Annotated in this window: 22 protein-coding genes; 12 read left to right on the forward strand and 10 right to left on the reverse strand. The window is 40.2% G+C overall.

The genetic code is table 11. The annotated features are described in order from the left end of the window. Positions 1-94 precede the first annotated feature (94 nt). From GLIP_RS01465 to GLIP_RS01480, 4 genes are all read left to right on the forward strand, one after another. Positions 95-451: an outer membrane protein assembly factor BamE gene (locus GLIP_RS01465; protein WP_008842768.1), complete on the forward strand. Its 357-nt coding sequence runs from the start codon at positions 95-97 to the stop codon at positions 449-451. 289 nt (positions 452-740) lie between these two features. Beyond that, positions 741-2330 (forward strand): ABC-F family ATPase, encoded by a 1590-nt coding sequence (locus tag GLIP_RS01470; protein WP_008842770.1) that lies wholly within the window; start codon positions 741-743, stop codon positions 2328-2330. Positions 2331-2366: 36 nt separating this feature from the next. Further along, on the forward strand, positions 2367-2858 hold the full coding sequence (locus GLIP_RS01475; protein ID WP_008842771.1) for a LabA-like NYN domain-containing protein: 492 nt from the start codon (positions 2367-2369) through the stop codon (positions 2856-2858). A 90-nt stretch (positions 2859-2948) separates the two neighbouring features. Further along, entirely contained in the window at positions 2949-3239 is a 291-nt protein-coding gene (locus tag GLIP_RS01480) for a YebG family protein (RefSeq protein WP_008842772.1), read from the forward strand. 296 nt (positions 3240-3535) lie between these two features. On the opposite strand, the gene GLIP_RS01485 is transcribed toward GLIP_RS01480, so the two are convergent. The 4 genes from GLIP_RS01485 to GLIP_RS01500 form a co-directional block, all read right to left on the reverse strand. Continuing rightward, positions 3536-4738, reverse strand: a complete 1203-nt coding sequence (locus GLIP_RS01485; protein WP_008842773.1) for a serine hydrolase domain-containing protein — start codon at positions 4736-4738, stop codon at positions 3536-3538. Between the two features lie 94 nt (positions 4739-4832). Next, positions 4833-5492 (reverse strand): cyclase family protein, encoded by a 660-nt coding sequence (locus GLIP_RS01490; protein WP_008842774.1) that lies wholly within the window; start codon positions 5490-5492, stop codon positions 4833-4835. A 174-nt stretch (positions 5493-5666) separates the two neighbouring features. Continuing rightward, positions 5667-7013, reverse strand: coding sequence for a class II 3-deoxy-7-phosphoheptulonate synthase (locus GLIP_RS01495; RefSeq protein WP_008842775.1), 1347 nt, complete (start codon positions 7011-7013; stop codon positions 5667-5669). A gap of 209 nt (positions 7014-7222) precedes the next feature. Next, positions 7223-7708: a low molecular weight protein-tyrosine-phosphatase gene (locus GLIP_RS01500; protein ID WP_008842776.1), complete on the reverse strand. Its 486-nt coding sequence runs from the start codon at positions 7706-7708 to the stop codon at positions 7223-7225. 98 nt (positions 7709-7806) lie between these two features. On the opposite strand from GLIP_RS01500, the gene pepE reads away from it, so the two are divergent. After that, a complete protein-coding gene (gene pepE / locus GLIP_RS01505) occupies positions 7807-8526 on the forward strand; it encodes a dipeptidase PepE (RefSeq protein WP_008842777.1) in 720 nt (239 codons plus the stop codon). Here the strand turns inward: pepE and bioD are convergent. The 4 genes from bioD to bioB are packed head-to-tail and all read right to left on the reverse strand — an operon-like array spanning position 8500 to position 12299. After that, positions 8500-9177, reverse strand: coding sequence for a dethiobiotin synthase (gene bioD, locus GLIP_RS01510; protein ID WP_008842778.1), 678 nt, complete (start codon positions 9175-9177; stop codon positions 8500-8502). The genes pepE and bioD overlap by 27 nt on opposite strands. 4 nt (positions 9178-9181) lie before the next feature. Further along, a complete protein-coding gene (locus GLIP_RS01515; protein WP_008842779.1) occupies positions 9182-9988 on the reverse strand; it encodes a methyltransferase domain-containing protein in 807 nt (268 codons plus the stop codon). After that, positions 9981-11186: an 8-amino-7-oxononanoate synthase gene (locus tag GLIP_RS01520; RefSeq protein WP_008842780.1), complete on the reverse strand. Its 1206-nt coding sequence runs from the start codon at positions 11184-11186 to the stop codon at positions 9981-9983. The genes GLIP_RS01515 and GLIP_RS01520 overlap by 8 nt, the downstream gene beginning before the upstream one ends. Positions 11187-11189: 3 nt before the next feature. Next, positions 11190-12299, reverse strand: coding sequence for a biotin synthase BioB (gene bioB, locus GLIP_RS01525; protein ID WP_008842781.1), 1110 nt, complete (start codon positions 12297-12299; stop codon positions 11190-11192). Positions 12300-12397: 98 nt separating this feature from the next. Between bioB and bioA the strand changes: the two genes are divergently transcribed. Next, entirely contained in the window at positions 12398-13687 is a 1290-nt protein-coding gene (gene bioA, locus GLIP_RS01530; protein ID WP_008842782.1) for an adenosylmethionine--8-amino-7-oxononanoate transaminase, read from the forward strand. Between the two features lie 7 nt (positions 13688-13694). Here bioA and GLIP_RS01535 read toward each other — a convergent pair whose 3' ends face one another. Continuing rightward, the gene (locus GLIP_RS01535) at positions 13695-14075 is read right to left on the reverse strand and encodes a hypothetical protein (protein WP_008842783.1); all 381 of its coding nucleotides are present in this window, start codon (positions 14073-14075) and stop codon (positions 13695-13697) included. A 225-nt stretch (positions 14076-14300) separates the two neighbouring features. Here GLIP_RS01535 and asnS point away from each other — a divergent pair, with 225 nt between their 5' ends. From asnS to GLIP_RS01565, 6 genes are all read left to right on the forward strand, one after another. Then, positions 14301-15698, forward strand: coding sequence for an asparagine--tRNA ligase (gene asnS, locus GLIP_RS01540; protein ID WP_008842785.1), 1398 nt, complete (start codon positions 14301-14303; stop codon positions 15696-15698). A gap of 130 nt (positions 15699-15828) precedes the next feature. Beyond that, positions 15829-17235 (forward strand): pyridoxal phosphate-dependent decarboxylase family protein, encoded by a 1407-nt coding sequence (locus GLIP_RS01545; RefSeq protein WP_008842786.1) that lies wholly within the window; start codon positions 15829-15831, stop codon positions 17233-17235. Position 17236: 1 nt separating this feature from the next. After that, positions 17237-18391 carry a paraquat-inducible protein A gene (locus GLIP_RS01550; RefSeq protein ID WP_008842787.1) on the forward strand — a complete coding sequence of 385 codons (1155 nt, stop codon included), beginning with the start codon at positions 17237-17239 and terminating at the stop codon, positions 18389-18391. Continuing rightward, on the forward strand, positions 18378-20054 hold the full coding sequence (gene pqiB, locus GLIP_RS01555) for an intermembrane transport protein PqiB (RefSeq protein ID WP_008842788.1): 1677 nt from the start codon (positions 18378-18380) through the stop codon (positions 20052-20054). The genes GLIP_RS01550 and pqiB overlap by 14 nt, the downstream gene beginning before the upstream one ends. Further along, complete coding sequence (locus GLIP_RS01560) at positions 20054-20656, forward strand: PqiC family protein (protein WP_008842789.1); 603 nt, start codon at positions 20054-20056, stop codon at positions 20654-20656. The genes pqiB and GLIP_RS01560 overlap by 1 nt, the downstream gene beginning before the upstream one ends. Beyond that, positions 20656-21771, forward strand: coding sequence for a GGDEF domain-containing protein (locus GLIP_RS01565; protein ID WP_008842790.1), 1116 nt, complete (start codon positions 20656-20658; stop codon positions 21769-21771). Before GLIP_RS01560 ends, GLIP_RS01565 begins: the two co-directional genes overlap by 1 nt. 56 nt (positions 21772-21827) lie before the next feature. Here the strand turns inward: GLIP_RS01565 and GLIP_RS01570 are convergent, their stop codons facing one another. Then, positions 21828-23996 carry a TonB-dependent receptor gene (locus tag GLIP_RS01570; RefSeq protein ID WP_008842791.1) on the reverse strand — a complete coding sequence of 723 codons (2169 nt, stop codon included), beginning with the start codon at positions 23994-23996 and terminating at the stop codon, positions 21828-21830. Positions 23997-24054 lie beyond the last annotated feature (58 nt).

Genomic DNA, 24054 nt, shown 5'->3' on the forward strand with positions numbered 1-24054 from the left:
TGATTGCAAGCCTACTGCTGAGTTAGCATGCGTGTCCAGAAATACGCGTACTCTATGAGTATAGCTTGACTAATAATCTAATATGAATGAAAGAATGAAGTATAAAAGTGTATTAATTGCTGTTTTAACCACATTATTTTTATCTGGGTGTGTGGACTGGATTTATCGGATCGACGTACCACAAGGGAACTTTTTGCAAGATAAAAGCGTTAAACAATTGCGCATCGAAATGACCAAAGAACAAGTTATTTATGTTTTGGGTCGTCCAGTGGTAAAAGATTCTTTCGACCATGACACTTGGTATTATGTTTACGAAATGAAGCGTGGTATGCGAAAAAGAGGCGAAGATTTTCGCAAAGAGTTAATTATTCAATTTGCTGATGAAAAAATTGCTAGTGTGACTGGTGATTTTGAATTATCTGAAGATTTTAATACGCCACTCGATCAATAATTCTTACTAAGACAATTCTGAGTCAAACCTATTGTCAAATTTATTCCACTTAAAATGATGTTTTAGGTGGAATATTAGTGAATTAACACTCCAATAGCGTTTTCCGTATCGATTCATTTAACCAACTTGAAGTTTGTTTTCTCTTCTTTAATCAATTGTAAATCTATTAAACCCATTTTGGATGGGTAGGTTTAAGTGATTAATCTCAACAAACCCCATAAATATAACGTAATTTGTGGCATAATCCCGCGCAATTTTTATCTGTTTCTTAAAATTAGGAATTTTCAACGTGTTAACGACAGCCAATATCACCATTCAGTTTGGTGCCAAGCCCCTTTTTGAAAATGTTTCAGTTAAGTTTGGCGAGGGCAATCGCTACGGGCTAATAGGCGCAAACGGTTGCGGCAAGTCTACCTTCATGAAAATTTTAGGCAATGATCTAGAACCATCATCCGGTAACGTTACGAAAGATCCAAACGAAAGAATCGGAAAACTAAAGCAAGATCAGTTTGCATTCGAAAATTATTCGGTCATTGATACAGTGATTATGGGGCATGAAGAGCTCTGGAAAGTTAAAGAAGAACGTGATGCGATTTATGCAAATCCTGAAATGAGCGAAGCGGACGGCATCCGAGCAGCAGAGCTTGAGTCTGAATTTGCCGAGATGGACGGTTACACTGCGGAATCTCGCGCAGCCGAGCTGCTAACCGGGGTCGGTATAGATGAGTCTTTGCATTTCGGACCAATGAGTGAGGTGGCACCAGGTTGGAAATTGCGCGTTTTACTTACCCAAGTTCTATTCGCTGATCCTGATATCATGCTGTTAGATGAGCCGACCAATAACCTTGATATCGATACGATTCGTTGGTTGGAAGATACCCTAAACGCGCGTAACTGCACGATGATAATTATTTCCCATGATCGTCACTTTTTAAACAGTGTTTGTACGCACATGGCCGATCTTGACTATGGTGAATTAAGACTTTTCCCTGGTAATTACGATGAATACATGACCGCTGCCACTCAATCACGAGAGCGCCTATTATCAGACAATGCTAAGAAAAAAGCGCAAATAGCGGAATTAAAAACGTTCGTTAGTCGCTTTTCTGCCAATGCCTCTAAATCTAAACAAGCAACCTCTCGTGCCAAACAAATAGATAAGATTCAATTAGATGAGGTGAAACCATCAAGTCGACAAAATCCATTTATTCGTTTTGATCAAGACAAGAAGTTACATCGCTTAGCGCTTGAAGTTGAAGGCTTAAGTAAATCGTTTGAAACGCCATTATTCTCTAATTTAGATTTAATGGTAGAAGTGGGTGAAAGAGTTGCCATTATTGGGCCTAATGGCGCAGGTAAAACGACGTTGATGCGTTGTTTATTTGGTGATTTGGCTTCAGATAGCGGTACGATTAAATGGTCAGAAAATGCGTCGCTTGGTTACTATGCTCAAGATCATGCCCACGACTTTGAACAGGACATGACGTTATTAGAATGGATGTATCAATGGGGCCAAGACGGCGACGATGAGCAAGTTATTCGTGGTACATTAGGTAGATTACTGTTTTCACAGAAAGAAATAGACAAATCCGTCAAAGTTATTTCAGGCGGGGAACAAGGACGAATGATTTTCGGCAAACTTATCCTCCAAAAAAATAATATTCTTTTAATGGATGAGCCCACTAATCACCTAGATATGGAGTCCATTGAATCGTTGAATCTAGCCCTTGAAAACTATCCAGGCACCCTATTCTTTGTCAGTCACGATCGAGAATTTGTATCTTCTTTGGCCACAAGAATATTGGATATTACTGAAAACGGCATTGTAGATTTCAAAGGAAATTACGAAGATTATTTAAATAGTAAAAAACTAGCATAACGAAATACAATCTAGCGACCGACGTCAGGAGTCAGTATGCAAAGTAAGTCAAAAAACATTGGTCTGTTCGTCGATGTACAAAATGTTTACTACACCTGCCGTCAAGCTCACAATAAACAATTTAACTATCGTGTATTGTGGCAAGAACTGTCATACCGTGGCAATTTAATCGTTGCCAATGCATATGCTATCGCTCGCCAAGACGATCAACAAATAAAGTTTCAAGATGCTCTCAGACATATTGGCTTTGATGTCAAGTTAAAGCCATTTATACAACGCAGTGACGGTACCGCCAAAGGTGACTGGGATGTGGGAATTACTGTCGATATGATAGATTTAGCCCCGCAGTTAGATGAAGTTATTTTACTAAGTGGCGATGGTGATTTCGCTATGCTCATGGGTTACATTAAAACTAAATACAATGTTTCTACTGAGGTTTATAGCGTCCCCCAATTGACCGCAAAAACCCTCATTGAAAGTGTTGATACTTATCATCCGATTAATTCAGACTCCTCATTTTTGAAATAGCCAATATTAACACTGTACATATAGACAGTATAAAGCTATATTTGTTTATAAGTTTACAGAACACAACCAACTGACCTTTGGAGATACGTTATGGCTATTATCGTGAAATACGTTGTTGAGCGAAACGGAGAAGAAAAACTGGTGACTTCAGATAAAAAAGCGGCTGATCAATATGACAAAATGCTCGATGTTGCAGAAAATCTTGGTACATACATTCAAGCCAAAGGCATTAAACTTCCGAGTGATGTTTCTGAAGAGCTAACTATTTTGTTATCGAAAAATAAAGATGTGATTGCTAAATTATTTAAAGGTACAGATGCTGATTCGATTTTAGAACAAGAAAAGGCGGAAGTTGTGAAAATGGATAAAAAGAAAGCATAATCAATAGGTTAATTACTTTCACAAATCTAAATAACGCTTACTAACGACGGTAAGCGTTAATTAATTCTCCCCCATTAAATCGTCTAATCTTGAGGTAAATTGATATCTCATTCGCTTCGCTTATTTAGTGGAATTGTGCAGGCCCTCATAGCAAATCCCATGCATAAGTTTAGAGCGCTAAACTATGTACCTTGCCAAGGTGGCTTGGATTGATATTCACTGTGCTCTGTTTATTGCTGCGATATTAGACCCAGACTGACGTAGTAAATCAACTGCGCTGAGCACCAAGTCTCGAATCAAGGATTTTGTTGCAAATCAATCGCGCTTTGAACGCTATCAATAAATGTGAAACGTTTTCGGTCTAAATCAGCATCAGTTGCTGTTGGCCAATTACCATTAAAAGCTATAACTAGCTCTCTTTTTGGATCAATAAAAATGGTCTGTCCAAAAATTCCCCGCGCTGTAAAACTTCCATCTTCAAATGTCCACCATTGATAACCGTAACCTCTACCATCGTCTGTTCCAATGTCGGTTTGACTAGACGTCGCTTTGCTTATCCAATCATTCGGCAAGATTGACTGCCCTTCTATCCGCCCTCCATCTAATATGAACAAACCATAACGAGCAAAGTCTCTTAAACTGGCCTGAATACAACAGCCTGAGATTTCATTACCATCAGCGCCCAAGACCCAAGTTGCTTTATTTTCCATTCCATATGGTTGCCATATCTTTTCAGTAAGATAGTCGCTTAAGTTGCGTCCGGTTGCTCGTTCTACCAAAATGCCAATTAAATTTGTTTCACCTGTAGAATAATGCCATTTTTCACCGGGAGGATTAGCTCTTTTTAGGTTGCGCATGTAACTAACGATAGTTGGCAAACCATTTTCTGCCTGATGAGAGTTAAACATAGCAACGTCAGAGTTTGGATCATAATAGTCCTCATTCCAATCAACGCCTGATGTCATAGTAAGCAATTGTTCAATGGTGACATCATCATATGCTGAACCTTTTAAACCAATAATATACTTCGAAACACTATCGTTTAGACTTTCTATATGTCCTTCTTTAAGAGCAATACCTACAAGACTTGAGGTGAATGATTTAGCCACTGAAAAACTTGTCCAGCGTGCGTCTGGAGAATGTCCAAGACTGTATCTCTCAAACCTAATCTTGCCTTTATGCAGTATTATCGCTCCCGACAAACGTTGCTCTGTAAAAAACCTATCAACGTCATCATTGATGACTAACTCATCCCCAACAGCCAATTCTTTTACCTTGTTGCTTGGTAAAATTTCGCGGGTATTCACTAACCAAGAAAACTGATCTAATACGCGAAACCCTACATCTCGCTGTTTTTGCGTCCAGAAAAGCACATCGTTATTTTTTGGAAGTTCGATAAGCAGAGCACGCCTGTCAGGTCCAATCGACCACCAGCTAACAACGGCGATTATGCCCATTGCTAACAAAGTATAGATAATCCATTTAATGGTCGTTTTCATACAGTTATTTCCCTTTAATGTAGTTATTAGCAGTCTATTTAATGAAGCCGTGCCGCTAGCGCTACAATTGCGTCTTAAGAAAGTTGTGCCATCCCTAGGCTTTTAATTGTGCAAAAGCTCTTACTGGAAATGTACCGAACCCTTTAACTTTGACCGGAACAGCATAGAAGTGAAAATTATCAGTTGGTAAAGATTGTAAATTACACATATGTTCGACAATGAGGATGTCAGCCCCAAGTAGAATACTGTGAACAGGTCTTTGATTGCCACGGGTATCATCAATATTATGGCTATCTATGCCAACTAAAACAGCGCCTTGATCACGTAAATACAAAGCAGCGGATTCGGTCAAAAAAGGATGATTCTCATAGTATGATTCTGTATTCCAATGCCGTGACCAATTAGTTTGGATTAATACAGCCTTGCCGTTAACTGATTGATTTTTAAAGTATGCCTCATCTATTGCATGCTGATTTTCAGGAACTGTAATTTTAATAGCTTCTAGTTGCGCAACAGCATCCAGATTAAGCTCTGAAAGATCCTTGCCTGATTCATAACGGTGAAATGGCGAATCAATGTATGTCCCGGTGTTGGAACACATGTCAATTTTACCAATTTGAAAACTGGTTCCTTCTGCGTATACCGCCTTAGACGCCTCGCGACTGATGTAATCACATATGATCGGAGCAGGGAGCCCTTTGTATGTGACTAATCCATTTTCAATAGTATGACTAAGATCGATTAACGTTTTCATTTTACTAAGGTTTACATAATTATTTTATAGCAAGGCTACCACAAACGCATCGGAAGTCACTTGAACTGATGGCGAATAAACACAAAAAAAAACCAGTTGTTTTCACAACTGGTTTTATAGTTTGCATTAACTCTATCTGAAATTATTAACGAGAGCTAAATTTCTTTGCTCAGTTTATTTACCAGATTTTAAATGATCGGCCACTAAAAACGCCATTTCTAACACTTGATCAGCATTTAAACGCGGATCACACTGAGTTTTGTAGGCTTGAGCCAGATCATCATCACTGATTTGATAAGCCCCACCCGTACACTCAGTCACGTGTTGACCTGTCATTTCTAAATGAATACCACCTGGATGAGTCCCTTCTGCTGCATGTGCGGCAAAGAATTGTTTAATTTCACTAAGAATGTCATCAAAGTTTCGCGTTTTGTAGCCGCTAGACGCTTTTTTCGTGTTGCCATGCATAGGATCAGAGCTCCAAACGACTTTCCGTCCCTCAGATTTCACGCGACGCAATAATTTAGGTAGGTTTTGTTCTAATTTATCAGCTCCCATGCGAGTGATGAAAGTAAGACGTCCAGCACTGTTATCTGGATTTAAAGTATCGATTAACTTTATCAGTTCGTCTTCTTGCATAGTCGGGCCAATTTTGACACCAATTGGATTATGAATACCACGGAAGAATTCAACATGCGCATGATCTAATTGACGAGTTCGCTCACCAATCCACACCATGTGTGCTGAACAGTTATATGGTTTGCCGGTCAGTGTATCTATCCGAGTTAACGCTTGTTCATAGTTTAATAACAATGCTTCGTGAGATGTGAACAGGTTAGTCTCATGTAAAGTTGCATTATTGAGGTTGTTGATACCAATTACATCCATAAACTCAAGGGTTTCTTGTAATCGGTTGGCGATATCTTGATAACGATCACGTAGTGGATTGTTTTCAACAAACGTCATATTCCAACGATTAACCTGATGTAAATCTGCTAAGCCACCTTGTGCAAATGCGCGCAATAAATTTAAAGTAGATGCTCCACGATGGTACGCTTCTAACATCCGATTTGGATCTGGCATTCTCGATTTTTCGGTAAATTCAAAACTATTAATAATGTCGCCGCGATAACTTGGCAGCGAAACACCATTAATTGTTTCCATATCCGCAGAACGAGGCTTCGCATATTGCCCTGCCATTCTAGCTACTTTAGTTACTGGGCATTTACCTGCAAACGTTAAAACAATCGCCATTTGCAGAATAACTTTAAACGTATCGCGGATCTTCGGCGCGTTAAATTCATCAAAAGACTCAGCGCAATCGCCACCTTGTAAAAGAAAACCTCTCCCCTCGGCAACATCACCTAATTGCTTATACAACTGACGAGTTTCTTCTGCAAATACCAAAGGCGGATAACTATGAAGTTTGGCTTCAACTTCTTTTAATAGTGCTTGGTCTTGATAAGTGGGTTGTTGCTGGATAGGTTTAGACCTCCAGCTGTCAGGTTGCCATTGGCTCACGGGCGTTCCTCAAATACAGTCAAAAAAATACAGGGTTAATCTGTAGTAAATAAAATTATGGGGGAAGTTAACCTAGTTCGTTCACATAGTACAATGTCAATAAGCGCTAACCTATTCATCTATGGACTATAACGTTGCATTATACCGGTATATCTAGGCTACCAGTATAAAACTTTATTCGTATGAAACTACTGAAACGCTGGATATCGTTATTCTTCTAAAACTAATAACGCGGAAATATGTTCAACTAAACCATCAGCAGAGGCTTCGATTAAATCCAAAACGTATTCAAATCCTTTTTTGCCACCATAATAAGGGTCAGGAATGATGTCATCGTCCAATCCTGAAAAAGACATAAATAATTTGATCTTATCCTGATATTGTTCGGGACATTCACTTTGCAAACCACGCAAATTCATTTCATCCATCGCAATTATCAAATCAAAATCTGAAAAATCTTGCTTGGTGACTTTACGGCAAGTTATACCATCAAAATTGTAACCTCGAGCACTACCCGCCTCTACAGAACGCTCGTCTGGACTCGCTCCAGTGTGATACCCCTGAGTGCCAGCAGAATCGATTTTTAGCAGCAATCCTTTTTCTTCGGCCTTGTGTCTAAACACCGCCTCAGCGCTAGGAGAACGACAAATATTGCCCAAACATACAAACAGTACAGAGCGAATTGTGTCAGTCATTCGAGTTGTTTCCTATTCCTGAATCTCTTATGCTTTGTTTACTATTCTATCTAGGTATCAGAGCGCGTCTAGCGTTAAATTCAATTCATAGGAAAAAAATGTCTAACAAGCGTGTTTTAATGTTAAGCAGTTCAAAAGTGGGTAACGAAGATTATTTAGCCACTGCTAAGAACTCAATTTTGCCGTTCTTAGGAGAAATCAAAAGCGCAATTTTCATTCCTTATGCTGGCGTTTCAATGAGTTGGGACCTATACACACAAAAAGTACAGGAAGCGTTGCCTGAAATTAGCATCCAAGGCATTCATACTTGTTCTAATCCAATAGATGCGATTAAACAAGCAAGTGCGGTCATAGTCGGCGGTGGAAATACATTTAATTTGCTGCATGAATTACAGATAAATCGTCTTATCGAGCCAATCAATAATGCGGTTAACCATGGTATGCCGTACATTGGCTGGAGTGCCGGTTCGAATATTTGTGGATTGAGCATTAAAACCACTAATGATATGCCAATTATCCAACCACAATCATTTTCTGCTTTAGGGTTTGTCCCCTTTCAAATTAATCCACACTACAGTGACTACCAACCACCTGGTCACAATGGTGAAACCAGAGCACAACGTATCGCAGAGTTTTGTATCTTGAATCCAGATACTCCAGTCGTTGGGATCAGAGAAGGCAGTGGTTTGTTGCTAGAAAATCAAGAACTGCGCTTAGTTGGTGATCTCGAAGGCATCGTATTTAATGGCAACGGTCATCAAATAATCCCCGTAAACGCCGATTTAAGTTATTTACTTAAACAAAACATCGAGGGTTAAAAAGTCTTGCGCTTGCTCTATATTGTTTAAACGAGGCACTACACCGAGACACGGGGCTGGAATGAGTTCTTTTAGGCTATCAATATTGTCTTGCAAATATAACATTTGCTCGTCTATTTGGTTAGCCACCCAGCCTATCACTTCTACACCATCTGCAATGATTGCTTGGTAAGTTAGAAGCGCATGATTCAAACACCCTAGTTTTAAACCCACAACCAAAATAACCGGTATTTTGTGCTGGATAACAAAGTCGGATAAAAACTGCCCTTGACCTAAAGGCAAACGCCAACCCCCTGCTCCTTCGGTTAACAATAAGTCTGCGTTGTAGGAATTTAAATGAAGATATGCACTGGTGATTTGTTCAACGTTTATTTTTTGCTTTGTTCTTAGCGCAGCCAAATGTGGTGCAACCGGATCAGCGAACGCCACCGGGTTAACTTCGTCATACGTGACGTTTATACTGCTCGCACTTTGCAAGCTCAGCGCATCTTCGTTCCTGAGACCATTTGCAGTCTCGCTACAGCCTGCGGAAATCGGTTTAAAACCAACGGTGCTTAATCCTCGTTGAGCAGCAATTTGCAATATCGCTTTAGCAGTTACTGTTTTACCCGCATCCGTATCTGTCCCGGTTATAAATACAGAGTTTTTCATTTAGCTATTTCATTCTCTTTTTATGTAACTTCAAAAAACTTACATTGTAAGTCAAAGGCAATAAATCCTGTTCCGCAAAATCTTGCTGATACGCACGTTCAAACTCTGCTAATGTATTTCTTGCAAATCTAGCGTGATTGCCGGTTTTAGACACAACATTCGCACCTATATGACGAATACTATTGAGTAATTCAACCGCACCTTTATGCCAAGTTGTATAAGATTTTTGCTGATGAGACACATCAAATCCAATGCGTTGTGCCGCGTCAACGAGTTCTTGATGAGAAATAAAGTGATTAACTCTTGGTACTGAATCAATTTTTTGCCAGGTAGCGTGTAATTGCGCCATAGAACCATCCGTTAATATTGCAATTACGGCGTTTCCTTCTTCAACTAACACCCGAAATGCTTCTTGTAGGCTTTGGCTAATGGGCGAACACCATTGCAATGCCATGCAAGAAAACACGGTATCAAATTGGTTATCTAAAAATGGCAGTGCTTCTGCATCAGCGACGCGGTAGTCAATATTGTGTTGGTCATGTTCTTGGCCAATGCATTGCTGGGCATGATTTATCATCCCTTCCGCTAAATCAATACCATAAGTATGTTGGAATTTAGGCGCTAACATTCGCGTTAACCGTCCTGTCCCACAGCCAATATCAAGTAGTTTCCCCGTTGCATTAGGTTGCACTTGTTGGATGGCATCAAAACCTATGTCTAATTGGACTTGAGCAATATTGTCATAGCGATGCGCTGACTGACTAAATTGATAAGCAATACGGCGTTTTTTATCCAATACTAACTCACTCATTTATGACTACCTGAAATCGCCTAAGAACAATAAGAAGTGCATCTACAAGCGCTTCTATATCAGTTTGCGTATGATTTGCGGCAAGTGTAATACGAAGTCTATCGGTACCTTTAGGCACAGTCGGAGAGCGAATTGCCGCGACCCATAAGCCTAGACGTTTTAACTCAGTGCTAATTTTAGTACAAATGTCCGGATCACCGATCACGATCGGTTGAATTGCACTAGTTGATTCAGCAATGGGTAGACCAACTTGGGAACATAAGTGACGAAATTGAGAAATTCGCTGCGTTAACTGTGCTTGCATCTGGCCATCTGCTAAAGATTGAAAACTAGCAAAAGTTGCCATTGCCATGGCTGGCGGCATTGCTGTGCTATATACATAATGTTTGGCAAAGTTGAGCATGTAATCAATAAGAATTTGCGAACCCGCCACAAAAGCACCGGCAGTGCCAATGCCCTTACCAAAGGTCCCCATCACAACGGGCACATTATCTTGACTAAGGTTTAATGCTTCAATGCTTCCTAACCCTTGTTTTCCCAATACGCCCATACCGTGAGCATCGTCAACCATCAACCAAGCATCATGTTGTTGAGCGATTAATTTTAATTGGGTTAACTCGCCGGCATCTCCATCCATACTGAATATCCCTTCAGTAGCAATGAGTAAATCTTGATTTATTTCAGTTGGTTGATCTCGCGGGTCCTTTTTATCAGCCAACAAATTGGTTAAATGGGCCATATCATTGTGTCTAAATCGCTTATAAACAGCGTCACAATGCATAGCAGCTTCGACAAAAGATGCATGCATAAGTTTGTCAGATACGATACTCAGGTGCTTAGTGGCCAAGGCCTGACAAATTGCTTGGTTAGCAGCAAATCCAGAGTTAAACAACAATGCTGATTCCCGCTTTAAACCACTAGCAATATACTCTTCTAGTTGTTGATGAGCTCGAGTGTGTCCCGTCACTAAAGGCGAAGCTCCGCTGCCAACGCCATATTCCGAAATACCTTCGACCCAAGCTTGCATTACGGCCAAATTTTGCCGTTGTCCAAGATAATCATTACCAGAAAAATTCAGATAATGTTGCCCGTCCACTGTAATCATAGCGCCAGCGGATGAGTCTACAACTTGCCGTTGGCGCAATAATCCATCTTGTTTTCGACGTTTTAATGCTTCTTGTAAATAAGCAAAAGCCACTGGCTAGTTGGTCGTTTCTGGTACTGCGGCTGCGGGTTTACTGGCATCATAAAATAATTCGTTACCAGCTTCTTCGGCTTCACCAGCTTGAATTTCTTCCATTAACGCCGCAGCATGCGCTTCGTCTGAATATTCACGCGTTTGCTTAGAATTAATGCCCAGTTTTTTGAATAACATCACATCTTCATGGGTATCGGGGTTTGAAGTTGTTAGCAGCTTACAACCATAAAAAATTGAGTTTGCACCAGCCATAAAACACATAGCTTGCATCTGTTCATTCATAGCTTCTCGACCGGCAGACAAGCGCACAAACGATTTCGGCATCAAAATACGTGCGACTGCAATTGTGCGGATAAATTCAAACGAATCTAAATCTTCGACGTCATCAAGCGGCGTACCTTTAACCTTCACTAACATGTTAATTGGCACACTTTCAGGATGGTGTTCCAAATTTGCCAATTGCATCAATAAACCTGAGCGGTCGTCTGCTTCTTCCCCCATTCCAACAATACCGCCTGAACAAACATGCATACCAGCGTCACGCACGTTTTGCAGCGTATCTAATCGGTCTTGATAAGTACGAGTCGTAATTATATCGCCATAGTATTCAGGTGACGTGTCCAAATTGTGATTGTAGTAGTCTAAGCCCGCTTGCTTTAATGCAATCGCTTGGTCACGGGTTAACATACCCAATGTCATGCAGGTTTCGAGGCCTAACTTTTTCACCTCTTTAACCATTTCTAAGACATAAGGCATATCACGCTCTTTGGGATTTCGCCAAGCCGCGCCCATACAAAACCGTGTAGAACCCGTTGCTACTGCTTCTTTAGCGCGCTGGATTACTTTTTCTATTTCTAATAATCGCTCTTTTTCAAGCCCAGTGTCGTAACGCGCGCTTTGAGGACAATATTTACAATCTTCTGGGCATGCACCGGTTTTAATCGACAGCAAGGTACTAACTTGCACGTAATTAGGGTCAAAATGCTGACGATGAACACATTGAGCTTGGAAAAGCAGGTCGTTAAAAGGCATTGCAAATAATGCGTTTACTTCATCTAATGTCCAGTCATGTCTTATTGCTGCTGCACCTGAAAAATCTGCTGGCGTCGCCATATTTGGTCCTTTACTATCGAATTCTGTTGGCTTAGTCTAAAGCCGACTTAAACATTGTCAACTCTTACCAGACAGCAAGATTTACAAGCGAGCATTTTTTGAACAATTCACAGCTATCAGATCTCGAATTTGACCAAAAACACATTTGGCATCCTTATACTTCAGCCATCAACCCTTTGCCATGTTATGAAGTAGAATCTGCTGAGGGCGTTCACCTCAAACTTAAAGATGGGGAATCTTTAGTGGATGGTATGTCCTCTTGGTGGGCTACGGTACATGGATACAATCACCCACATTTGAACTTGGCGGCTAAACAACAATTAGAAAAAATGTCCCATGTGATGTTTGGTGGAATAACTCACAAACCTGCAATCGACCTTTGCAGAAGGCTAATCGATATATCCCCCCAAGGCTTAGAGCGAGTATTTCTAGCAGACTCTGGCTCGGTTGCTGTCGAAGTTGCCATGAAAATGGCTTTACAATATTGGGCTTGTCAGGGAGCCCCCGAAAAACATCGCTTTATTTCACCGCGTAACGGATATCACGGCGATACCTTCGCAGCCATGTCAGTTTGTGACCCGGTCAATGGCATGCACAGTTTATTTAATCAGGTGCTTGCTTCACAAATATTTGCACCCGCCCCGCAAACACGTTTCGATCAAACCTGGAATGAAGATGATATCGGCCCACTCGAAGACTTAATTCTGGCCCACAAAAACGAAGTAGCTGCGGTTATTTTAGAACCCATAGTGCAAGGTGCAGGTGGGATGCGAATTTATCATCCAGAGTACTTACATCGCTGTCGCCAGTTATGCGACGAACACAATATCTTATTAATTTGCGATGAAATTGCCACTGGATTTGGCCGAACAGGAAAGTTATTTGCCTGTGAGCATGCAAACATCAGCCCTGACATTATGTGTGTAGGAAAGGCACTAACCGGTGGATATATGACTTTAGCCGCCACCTTGTGTACAGAAGATGTGGCTTTGGGTGTGTGTGCCTCAGAGCCCGGTGTATTTATGCATGGCCCAACTTATATGGGAAATCCATTAGCTTGTGCAGTGGCAAACGCCAGTTTACAACTTCTTGAACAAAATCTTTGGCAAGAACAAGTTAAACAAATTGAAAAACAACTTAAACAGCAGTTATTACCCTTAAGAGATCATGTAGCAGTAGAAGACGTTAGGGTGCTTGGTGCGATTGGCGTTGTGGAGTGTAAAAAAGCGGTTAATGTTGCGGCCTTGCAACGTGTGTTTGTCGATAACGGTGTATGGATCCGCCCTTTTGGTAAACTTATTTACATCATGCCGCCGTACATTATTGAGTCTGCAGAATTAACGCAGTTAACTGCGGCAATCGCAATTAGTCTACAAACCTTAAATTAGATAGCGGTTATAAATCTGATAAAATCCAAATCAGCACTGTGATACTTATTGCAAGTAAGATAACAACGTTAATGCCGAAATAATCATTTTGACGTCGGGTTCTAAAACGGCGCATAAAAAGTACAAATATACTCATCACAGTGCATAAACCTAACAGCAAAATTAAGTAAATACTTAATGACATTGACCAATCTTCGCGACCAGTTACTCCCCAATATTCTTGTACACCCGAGATCAATTCTGGACGTGCGTAATGAAAAACTATCAAGGATGCGACAAAAATCAACCAAGCAACAATATTCAATGCCAATACAATTTGGTAAAATTTATCGTGACTACGCGGTGTTATTCGACGATTTTCGCCGTGCCAAGAGGATTGTTCAGACATATTCGTTATTTTACGCCTATTTTTACTTGAGTCTGTCGTTTAGCTAAGTAAGATTACACACCTTATTTAAACGGCTGAATCGAGTGTCAATTTTATTAAATAGCTTTCGTTACTGTAGAGCAATAAATTGATTTCTACTAGGTGTGTTTAATCCTAGTTGTTTATCGTATTTTAGTTTGTAATCAAAAATTTTGCAGGTTTGTCCTGCTGTAGTGGAGAATATCAATGGCGCACGCCCCAGTGGTTGACGTTTTAACTGGCAAATACTCAATTGGAGAAACGCTGGTTTTAAAAGGATGGGTTAGAACTCGTAGAGATTCCAAAGCGGGTTTGTCTTTTATAAATTTGCACGATGGAAGTTGTTTTGACGCAATTCAAGTCATTGCCCTGAATACCATGCAAAATTATGCAGATATCCAGCGCCTTACTACAGGTTGCTCAATTGCAGTAACAGGTGAAGTAAAAGCATCTCAAGGTCAAGGTCAGGCGGTAGAAATTGAAGCGTCAAACATTGAAATATTAGGATGGGTTGAAAATCCTGATACCTACCCGATGTCAGCTAAGCGTCATAGCATTGAATACCTTCGCGAACACGCTCACTTACGAGCAAGAACCAATGTTATAGGTGCGGTAACACGCGTGCGCAACTGTTTGTCACAGGCTATTCATCGCTTTTTTCACGAAAAAGGGTATTTTTGGATCAGTACTCCTATCCTCACCGCCAGCGATACTGAAGGTGCAGGCGAAATGTTCAGAGTATCCACTCTAGATATGATGAATGTACCTAAAACTGACAAAGGCGATGTAGATTATTCACAAGATTTTTTCGGCAAAGAAACCTACTTAACCGTTTCTGGGCAGTTAAATGTCGAAACCTATTGTACTGCGATGTCAAAAGTGTACACCTTTGGCCCTACTTTTAGAGCAGAAAACTCTAATACTAGCAGACACTTAGCTGAGTTTTGGATGATTGAGCCTGAGGTCGCTTTTGCTGAATTGTCTGACGTAGCTCAACTAGCGGAAGATCTTTTAAAATACGTATTCAAAGCCGTTTTAGACGAACGCGCTGATGATATGGCGTTTTTTGCTCAGCACATCAATAAAGATGTTAAGAACCGTCTCGAAAAAGTAATCTCACAAGATTTCGTGCGCATGGATTACACCGATGCGATTGACGTGCTGCAGAACTGCGGTAAAAAATTCGAATTTCCGGTGGATTGGGGTGTCGATCTTTCCTCTGAACATGAACGCTATCTGGCTGAAGAGCATGTTGGTGCTCCTATTATCATGCAAAATTATCCCAAAGATATTAAAGCGTTTTACATGCGTATTAACGATGATGGTAAAACAGTAGCCGCCATGGATGTGTTAGCGCCAGGCATTGGCGAAATTATTGGTGGCTCACAACGTGAAGAGCGCTTAGATGTATTTGATCGCAGATTAGAAGAGATGGGATTAGATAAAGAAGATTACGCTTGGTATCGTGATTTACGTCGTTATGGCACTGTGCCACACTCTGGGTTCGGGTTAGGTTTTGAACGTTTAGTGGCTTATGTTACTGGTATGCAGAACGTACGTGACGTAATTCCCTTCCCTCGCTCACCAGGCAACGCAAACTATTAGAACAAAATATTTGCCTAAAAAGTTTTTAAGAAGCCATCGTCAAGATGGCTTTTTTTATGCTTATATTTTTCTGAAAAAACATCACATTTAGTGATAACGTATTAAATAATAATCACAAACAAGCTGGCCCATGTCCAAACTACAAATTCATATGCTCGAACAAACACGTTCTTGTGAACTTTTAAAGCTTGCTAGCACCAGTGCGTTTACGTACTTAGAAGATGCAGAGCAAAAAAACGTATTTCCCAGTGATGAAAGTTTGGATTTATTGACTGGTTTTGATGGAGACTTACCTGAAAACGTAGGCGATGGTGTTCAAATTATAAAACAGTTAGCGGAACTAGGTGGACAAAATACCGTGCGTTATTCTGGGGGCCGTTATTATGGTTTTGTAAACGGTGGCGCATTGCCAATCGGACTAGCTGCCAAATGGCTAGCTGATATTTGGGATCAAAATGCTGCGTTACATGTGATGTCCCCTGTCGCTGCCAAGTTAGAAAGTATTTGCCAACAATGGTTAAAACAACTTTTTGCATTACCCGATGAGACTGTGGCTGGGTTAGTAGGGGGAACATCGGTAGCGAGTTTGTGTGGCTTAGCCGCCGCTCGGTATCGACTGCTAAGCAATTTAAACTGGGATATATCTGAACAAGGATTATTTGGAGCCCCCACTCTACGTATCATTTTAGGAAAACAAACTCACGGTACCGTGATTAAAATGCTCAATCTACTTGGGTTTGGGCAACAACAAATAGAATGGGTAGATTGTGATGAACAAGGTCGAATGCGGATTGAAAAAATACCTGAGCTAGACAACACTTGTATCATGGTATTGCAAGCAGGCAACGTGTGTAGTGGTGCATTTGACGATTTTGCCCGCATCATACCGATAGCAAAAAAGGCCGAAGCTTGGGTGCATATCGATGGTGCATTTGGATTATGGGCCGCTGCGTCAACGCAATTTTCCACGTTAACTAAAGGTATAAACTTGGCCAATTCATGGTCTGTCGATGGACACAAAACCTTAAATACGCCATACGATTGTGGTGTCATTCTCTGTTCAGATCCCGCTGCCCTAACTCATGCTTTACATCAACAAGGGTCATACATTCAAACCAGTGAAGCGCGAGACAGCATGATTTACACTCCTGACATGTCACGCCGAGCCCGCGGCATAGAGCTTTGGTCTTGTTTGGCATTTTTGGGAAAAAGCGGCATCGCTGAGTTAGTTTCGCTGTTGCATCAACATGCCAAATATTTTGCACAACAAGCACAGAAGTCTGGGTTTGAAGTGCTAAACGACGTTGTTTTTAATCAGGTGATACTTGCTTGTGGCACTAATGAAATAACCAAAAACGTGCTTAAACATATTCAAAATTCAGGCATAACTTGGTGCGGCGGTGCAAAATGGATGGGGCGTGATATTATTAGAGTCAGTGTATGTTCTTGGGCTACGACTGAACTGGAAATGGATAAAAGCCTAGCCGTATTTGTTGAAAGTTTACATCAGAATACTAGCAATAGTGAGCACAACTGAGATGCCTCCAAGCTTGTCTGACCCCATACACAGCGGAAATGTAAACTGCCATGAATGTGATACAAAGGTCGAAATTCCCCGTTTAGCACACCGACAAAAAGCTAAATGCCCATGTTGTGGCAAAGTTTTATTCAGACACGTAAATGACGCTCAGCAAAGAATTGCTATATTTGCTACTAGTGCATTGGTTTTTCTATTAATGGCAATGCCATTTAACTTTTTAGGATTTAGTGCCAATGGACAGGAACATGCGATTGGGATTATTTCTGGCTTAGACGTATTAATTACAAATGACTACCTGTTTCTAGCAGTGATACAGTTGTTGTCAATTGTTGTCGTGCCGGCCATCGTCTTGATTGGGATCTTGTTAGTTTTATGGGCTAACAAAAAACAGCACAATGCGCGTTTTTCAAAATTCGCACTCGACATCGTTTTCGCCCTAATCCCTTGGAGTATGGCTGAGATTTTTTTGATTGGCGTGTTAGTGAGTCTAATAAAAATTAGTTCATTAGCCGATGTGAGCATTGGCCTGTCGTTTTACGCCTATATTGGTTTTACTATCTGCATGGTAGCCACTATGCTTTCGATGGATAAACATCAGTTGTATACCACCATTACTAAAACAAAGCCGCCTCACAAGCATCTATCTAAATCTGAAAGTATCCAGCGTACGTGGGCATTATTGCTAACATCGATATTACTTTATATTCCCGCCAATACCTTACCAATAATGCATACTAAATTTCTTGGAACAAATGAACCTAGCACGATATTAGGTGGCGTTGTTGTTTTGTGGCAGAGTAAATCCTACCCCATCGCCTTGATTATATTTATCGCCAGTATTGTGGTTCCCGTAGGCAAAATAGTGATTTTAGTTTGGCTCAACTATAGCGTTCAAAAAGGCACTGTTAAAAGGCAAAGTGAACGTATATTCTGTTACAGATTGACTGAATTTATCGGCAGATGGTCCATGGTTGACGTGTTTGTGGTCGCTGTTTTAGTAAGCTTAATTCAACTAGGTAACACAATGAGTGTGCTTCCTGGTCCCGCGGCACTTGCGTTTTGCAGTGTTGTAATATTGACAATGCTAGCAGCAATGTCATTCGATCCCCGATTAATCTGGAGCAATACGGACGCACAAAATGACAAACAATAAGCCCTCTCAAGAAAACGCTCAAACGGCAGAAATAGAATCCAATAATAGGCTCTCAAAGTTTTGGATTGTGCCAATAGTAGCCTTATCCATTGGCTTGTGGATGATTTATTATCAATGGGCAAACCAGGGTCCTTTAATTGATATTGAATTCATATCAGCTTCTGGCATTGAAGCCGAGAAAACGAAAATCAAAACCAAAGACGTTGAGATTGGCGTAGTAAAAAAAGTTGAACTTAAACCCGATTTAAGTGGTGTTATCGTTACCGCTAGAATGAAACCAAGTGCAGTCACTTTATTGCGAGAAAAAAGTAAATTTTGGTTAGTTCGTCCACGCGTTTCGCTTAGTGGAGTATCTGGATTGAGTACGCTTTTGTCAGGTCCATATATCACTTTAGAGCCGAGTCAAGAAGGGCAACAAAGTTCAGAATTTGTGGCGTTAGAAAACCCGCCAGCAACGGCAGCAGGAACTCCCGGCTTGCAAATTACATTAAATAGCGACGAAGAGTTTTCATTTAAGACTGGTGATCCGATAATTTATAAAGGTTTAAAAGTCGGCGAATTCGAAGATATGCAGTTCAATATCGACAAACGCATAGTGTCATACAACGCGTTTATTGAAGCCCCGTATCATAAGTTAATTACCGATAATACAAAGTTTTGGAATTCCAGCGGAATTAGTATGGAGCTTGCGGCTAACGGTATCGAAGTAAAAACCGGAAGCGTTGAGACTATGCTAACCAATGGGGTTACATTTGGCATTCCTGAAGGAATGTCTGCCGGTAAACTCGTGACTAAACATGCCTCTTTCGATATTTATAAGGACTATGACAGCGCATCGAATAAGCGCTACAAATTAGGTGTCAATTTTGTATTGTTAATTAAAGACAGTATCCGCGGTCTATCTGTAGGTGCGCCTGTTGAGTACCGTGGACTTGAAATTGGTAAAGTGATAGAAATTAACCTACCAGGAGCTTCTGAAAACGACATGCTGGTAGACGAGTTTGCCATTCCTATCCTAATCAGCATTCAACCGAGTCGAATGCAACAACCTGATGATCGCATTGGTGTAGAAACAGTTAAAAAGCAGACCTTATTAGGTGTTGAACAGGGACTCAGAGCAACCCTTAAAATTGGAAATATTGTTACCGGCGGTTTATTTGTCGATTTACAGCACTATAAAGATGTAGAGCCAGAACCACTAGATACATTTTTAGGCTATAACGTCATTCCAACAACGTCAGGTGAATTTGCCCAAATAACTCAAAAAGTCAGTGGTGTTTTGGACAACATCAATTCGATACCTTTTGCGGAAATGTCTAATGAAGCCACGCAATTAATGCATACATTTAATGTTACAGCCGTAACTTTGCAAGATACAGTTAAAACACTCGATGCATTGTTAGTCGATATTCAAGATCAGCATACAAGTCAAAATATCAATAAGGCAGCAGAGTCGTTAACAAGATTGCTAAACGACTATTCAGCAGGCTCAAAAACCAATCAAGAATTAATCACCACAATGCAAAGATTTCAGGCCACTTTGGAACAATTAACGCCATTACTTCAGCAATTAAACCAGAAACCGAATAGTTTAATTTTCAATGACGGAACTGCGCCTGAATTAGAGCCCAAAGCGTTTTATATGAATGAAGGAGATAAATAATGGTCAAAAAACTCATTGGTTTAACCTTATTCACTATGCTGATATCTGGCTGCGCAACTGATTTAACAACGAATGTGAATTATTATTTATTAGACGATGCAACCACAACGATAACACCTATTTCGGTAGATCAACGCCCTATTAAAATAAAAATTGATACCTTTGAATTAGCCGATTATTTAAATCAAACAAATTTATGTATGCAACTCGAAGGTCATCAAATTTATTACTCCAAACATCACTTTTGGGCACAGCCTCTGCAGTCCAGTCTATTAAAATCACTGTTAAATGATCTTAACTTACATTCATCGCAGGGGTATTTTTATACATCTGACACTGTGAACGATGAACAACCGGATTTAAAAATGGGATTGAGTATCTCCCACTTTTTGCCTACTCATCAATCTAGCGTTGTAATGTCAGGTCAATATTGGTTTTATGACAGTAAGACGAATAATGATTTATCAAAACGTGTATTTAATTTTAAGTATGAGTTGCCATTGAAGGAAAATGGTTTTCCCCATTCAGTTAAACAACTTAGACTCTTATTACCAGAACTAAGCAAAGAGCTGGTTAAAAACATGGAATCAATTAAAAACTAATGTTTAATAAACTACGTAAATGGATGTTGGCCTATTTAGATATAGGTACAAATGGAAGTAGAGATCGAGAAGATAATCAACAAATTTTTGTATCCAATTTATTCTCTTTTATCGGCTATACGATCACGTTTGCCTTAGCGGTTGGCGCTATACTTAATGCAAATACTTTATTGGCTATATCGTTATTTAGCGCCAGTTTGTTGTTTTTTCTTGCCCATCAAATTCACCGCGTGAAAAGCATCAAAAATACCTACAAAATATCCACTCGCATTGTATTTGTAAGTTTATTATTTTTAATGCTTTATTTAGTTTATTCAGGTGGATATGCGAATACAGGTCCATTGTGGATTTATATACTACCGCCGGTCGCATTTTTCTTCGGAGGCTTACGTAAAGGTCTAATCAACATTGGATTGTTCATTATTTTGGTTAGCGGTATGTTGTTCTATCCAAATGACATGTTCATAAATGCGGTTTACTCCTACGAATTTAAATCTCGATTAATTTATTCGTTTTTAACCGTCACTTTGTTATTTGGTTTTTATGAATTCTCACGGCAAAGGTTCATTCGATTTATTCAAACATTGAGTGATCAATTTGAGCAACAAGCGATGCACGATCCTTTAACTCAACTGCCTAATCGCAGAGCAATGGGAGACTATTTGCATCACGAATTTAATCGCGCCCAACGCAGTCAAAAAAGTATGTCTTTATTGTTGTGTGACATAGATCATTTCAAAAAAATCAATGATATACATGGGCATGAAGGGGGCGATTACGCGCTAAAAGCATTAGCAGATTTGTTTACCAATACATTGCGCAAACAAGATAAAATCTCTCGCTGGGGCGGCGAAGAATTTTTATTTTTATTGCCTGAAACAACAGGTAATGAAGCACATATTCTGGCGGAAAAAATACGCAAAAAAGTCGCTAAACATGAATTTACGTATGCCCAAAAAACATTCAATATCACCTTGAGTATTGGCGTGAAAGAAGTCAGTCAACAAATGAGTATCGATAAAGCGATCAGCGCTGCCGACAATTATTTATACCAAGCAAAAGAAAATGGCCGCAATCGCACCATGCCTGAAACAATTGAATCAGGCGCGGATTAGTTAAATTAGCCGCGCCAGTAACGATTTCGAACAGCACAATTGCGGTTTAAGTCAATTTAAAATGCATAGGTCAAAGACAACCTCACACTACGAGGCTCTAACACGTGATAATGGAGATCTTCTGTTTCAGACGTCGCGGGCTCATTCGCTAAACGACTGGCATAGAAATAATCAATATCATGATCACGGCTATCAAATGCATTCATGACATCAATTTTTACTATTAGATTATTCGTAAATTGATAACCTAGATTTACATTTACCAATTGCGAACTGTCTGCATTAACGCTGCCATCTTCAACCAAAGGGCGCTCGCCAAAATATCGAAAACGAGCAGCGCCAAACCAACCATTTGCAGGTGCCAGCGCAACTCCCATTTGTAAAACATGTTTAATTGCACCGGGAATTTCATCTTGATTAGACGGTAAATCTACAAAACTAGCATCAGCATAAGCATATTCAAAATCAAGCGTCCAATTTTCAGCAAATCGATAAAAGCTAGTAAATTCTAGCCCATGCCTTTTCGAACGAAAACTTGGCTCGGTATTGCCTGCATCCCCAACAAACAGTAATTCACTATCTAAATTAAGGGACCAAAATGCGATAGATGCGTTAAGGCTATCAAACAAGTTTGCGCGTAATCCAACTTCGTACCCCAACGAGTCAACTACCGGATCAACCGCTTGAATCGTTTCCCCTGAGTTAGGGTCAACTTGGTTAATCGTGCCGCGAGCATCATTCGAGTGAAACCCTTGACCGATAGAAATATATCCCTCCAAAGTCTCACTAAAGGTATATATTCCGCTGGCTTTTAAAGAAATATTTTGGTCATGTTGCGTACCTCGATTATTGCTTAAATCAACCCCATTAATATTTTCATCTACTAAACTTTCAACATCAAAGTGGTAATAATCTCCGCGAATGCCAATAGTGGTTCTAAATTGATTGGTCCAATCAAACTGATTATCCCAAAAGATGCCAATACTGCCCTCTTTCACTGCATCTGTTCGAATTGAACCTAGACGTTGACGCGCTTGGCTTTTATTCAAACCCACTTCGTCAATATCGTCATATCTGGCTTGCACACCCCAAGTATTGGTCACATTTCTGCCATTCCAATTCGCATGTTGAGTGTACTTTAGGTGTCCACCATAAATTTTTCTGTCGTCTACCTGTTCAAATTGATCACCATTAACTGGATCATCTAAGAAATAGGTGAAGTTTGACCAAAGATTTAAATCATAATCGATAGCATAAAACGCAGCGGATAAATGTTCGTTTTGCCATTGTAAGTTAACGCTATAGCGGCTCGTTTCGCCACCCAAGGTATCATCAAGTGAACCAAACTCATCAATCGTGCCATTTAAAACTGCACGTTCAGGTATTTGATCTGCGCTATTCCAGCTATTTTCGTATCCCATGAAGCTTAAGCTCAATTGACCGCCAGCAACATCGATACTGTATTTAGTGAATAGATTCGTTTTTTGCACATCCTCTTGAATATCGGTCCATGGCCCGTCATAGAAATTAGTTTCTAGTGCAAAGTTAAGTATTCCTTCGCCTGCTTGAATACCAGAAGTCGCAACAAATCTTTGATATCCATACTCCCCTACAGTTGCAGTCAAGTTTAACGCTTGTAGCTTTTGACTAGTCGAAAATGCAGCACTTCCAGCACCACTAAAATCACCCACATCGGCATAATAAGCACCTTTTCGATATGTCAGCGATCTCACTGTTTCAGGAATAATAAAGTTTAAATCGGTGTAACCTTGTCCATGACCATGTGAGCGCATATTAATCGGCATACCATCAATAGAAGTGGCGAAATCAGTACCATGATCTAAATTAAATCCGCGTAAAAAATACTGATTTGATTTACCTGAACCACTGTGTTGTGTCACAACCATGCCGGGCACAAATTCGAGTAATTCTCCGCTTCGAAATAATGGACGCGTAGCAATTTCTTCTTCGCCTATTACTCCCTCAGATGCGGATATGGCTTTGCCAACCAAATTCTGCTCTCGACCTTGTACTTCTACTTTTTCAATTGCCTGATCAGCGTCAACTGCTTGTTTATTTTCAAGTGTGTGAGAATAAAGTTGAGAACTAAACACGCTAAGCGCGGTTAGCATAGAGGGAATTACAACCCGACGTTTTGCTTTCATTTCTGCATTTATAATTTGCGTTCTGTCCATTTCTTTAAGTTGACTTCGTGTTTTACACATTTTTCAGCATCCAATTTCGCCTTTGAGACGTTTATTAAATAACAACCTAAAACAACCG

It is taken from the genome of Aliiglaciecola lipolytica E3, assembly GCF_000314975.1.
Classification (GTDB): domain Bacteria; phylum Pseudomonadota; class Gammaproteobacteria; order Enterobacterales; family Alteromonadaceae; genus Aliiglaciecola; species Aliiglaciecola lipolytica.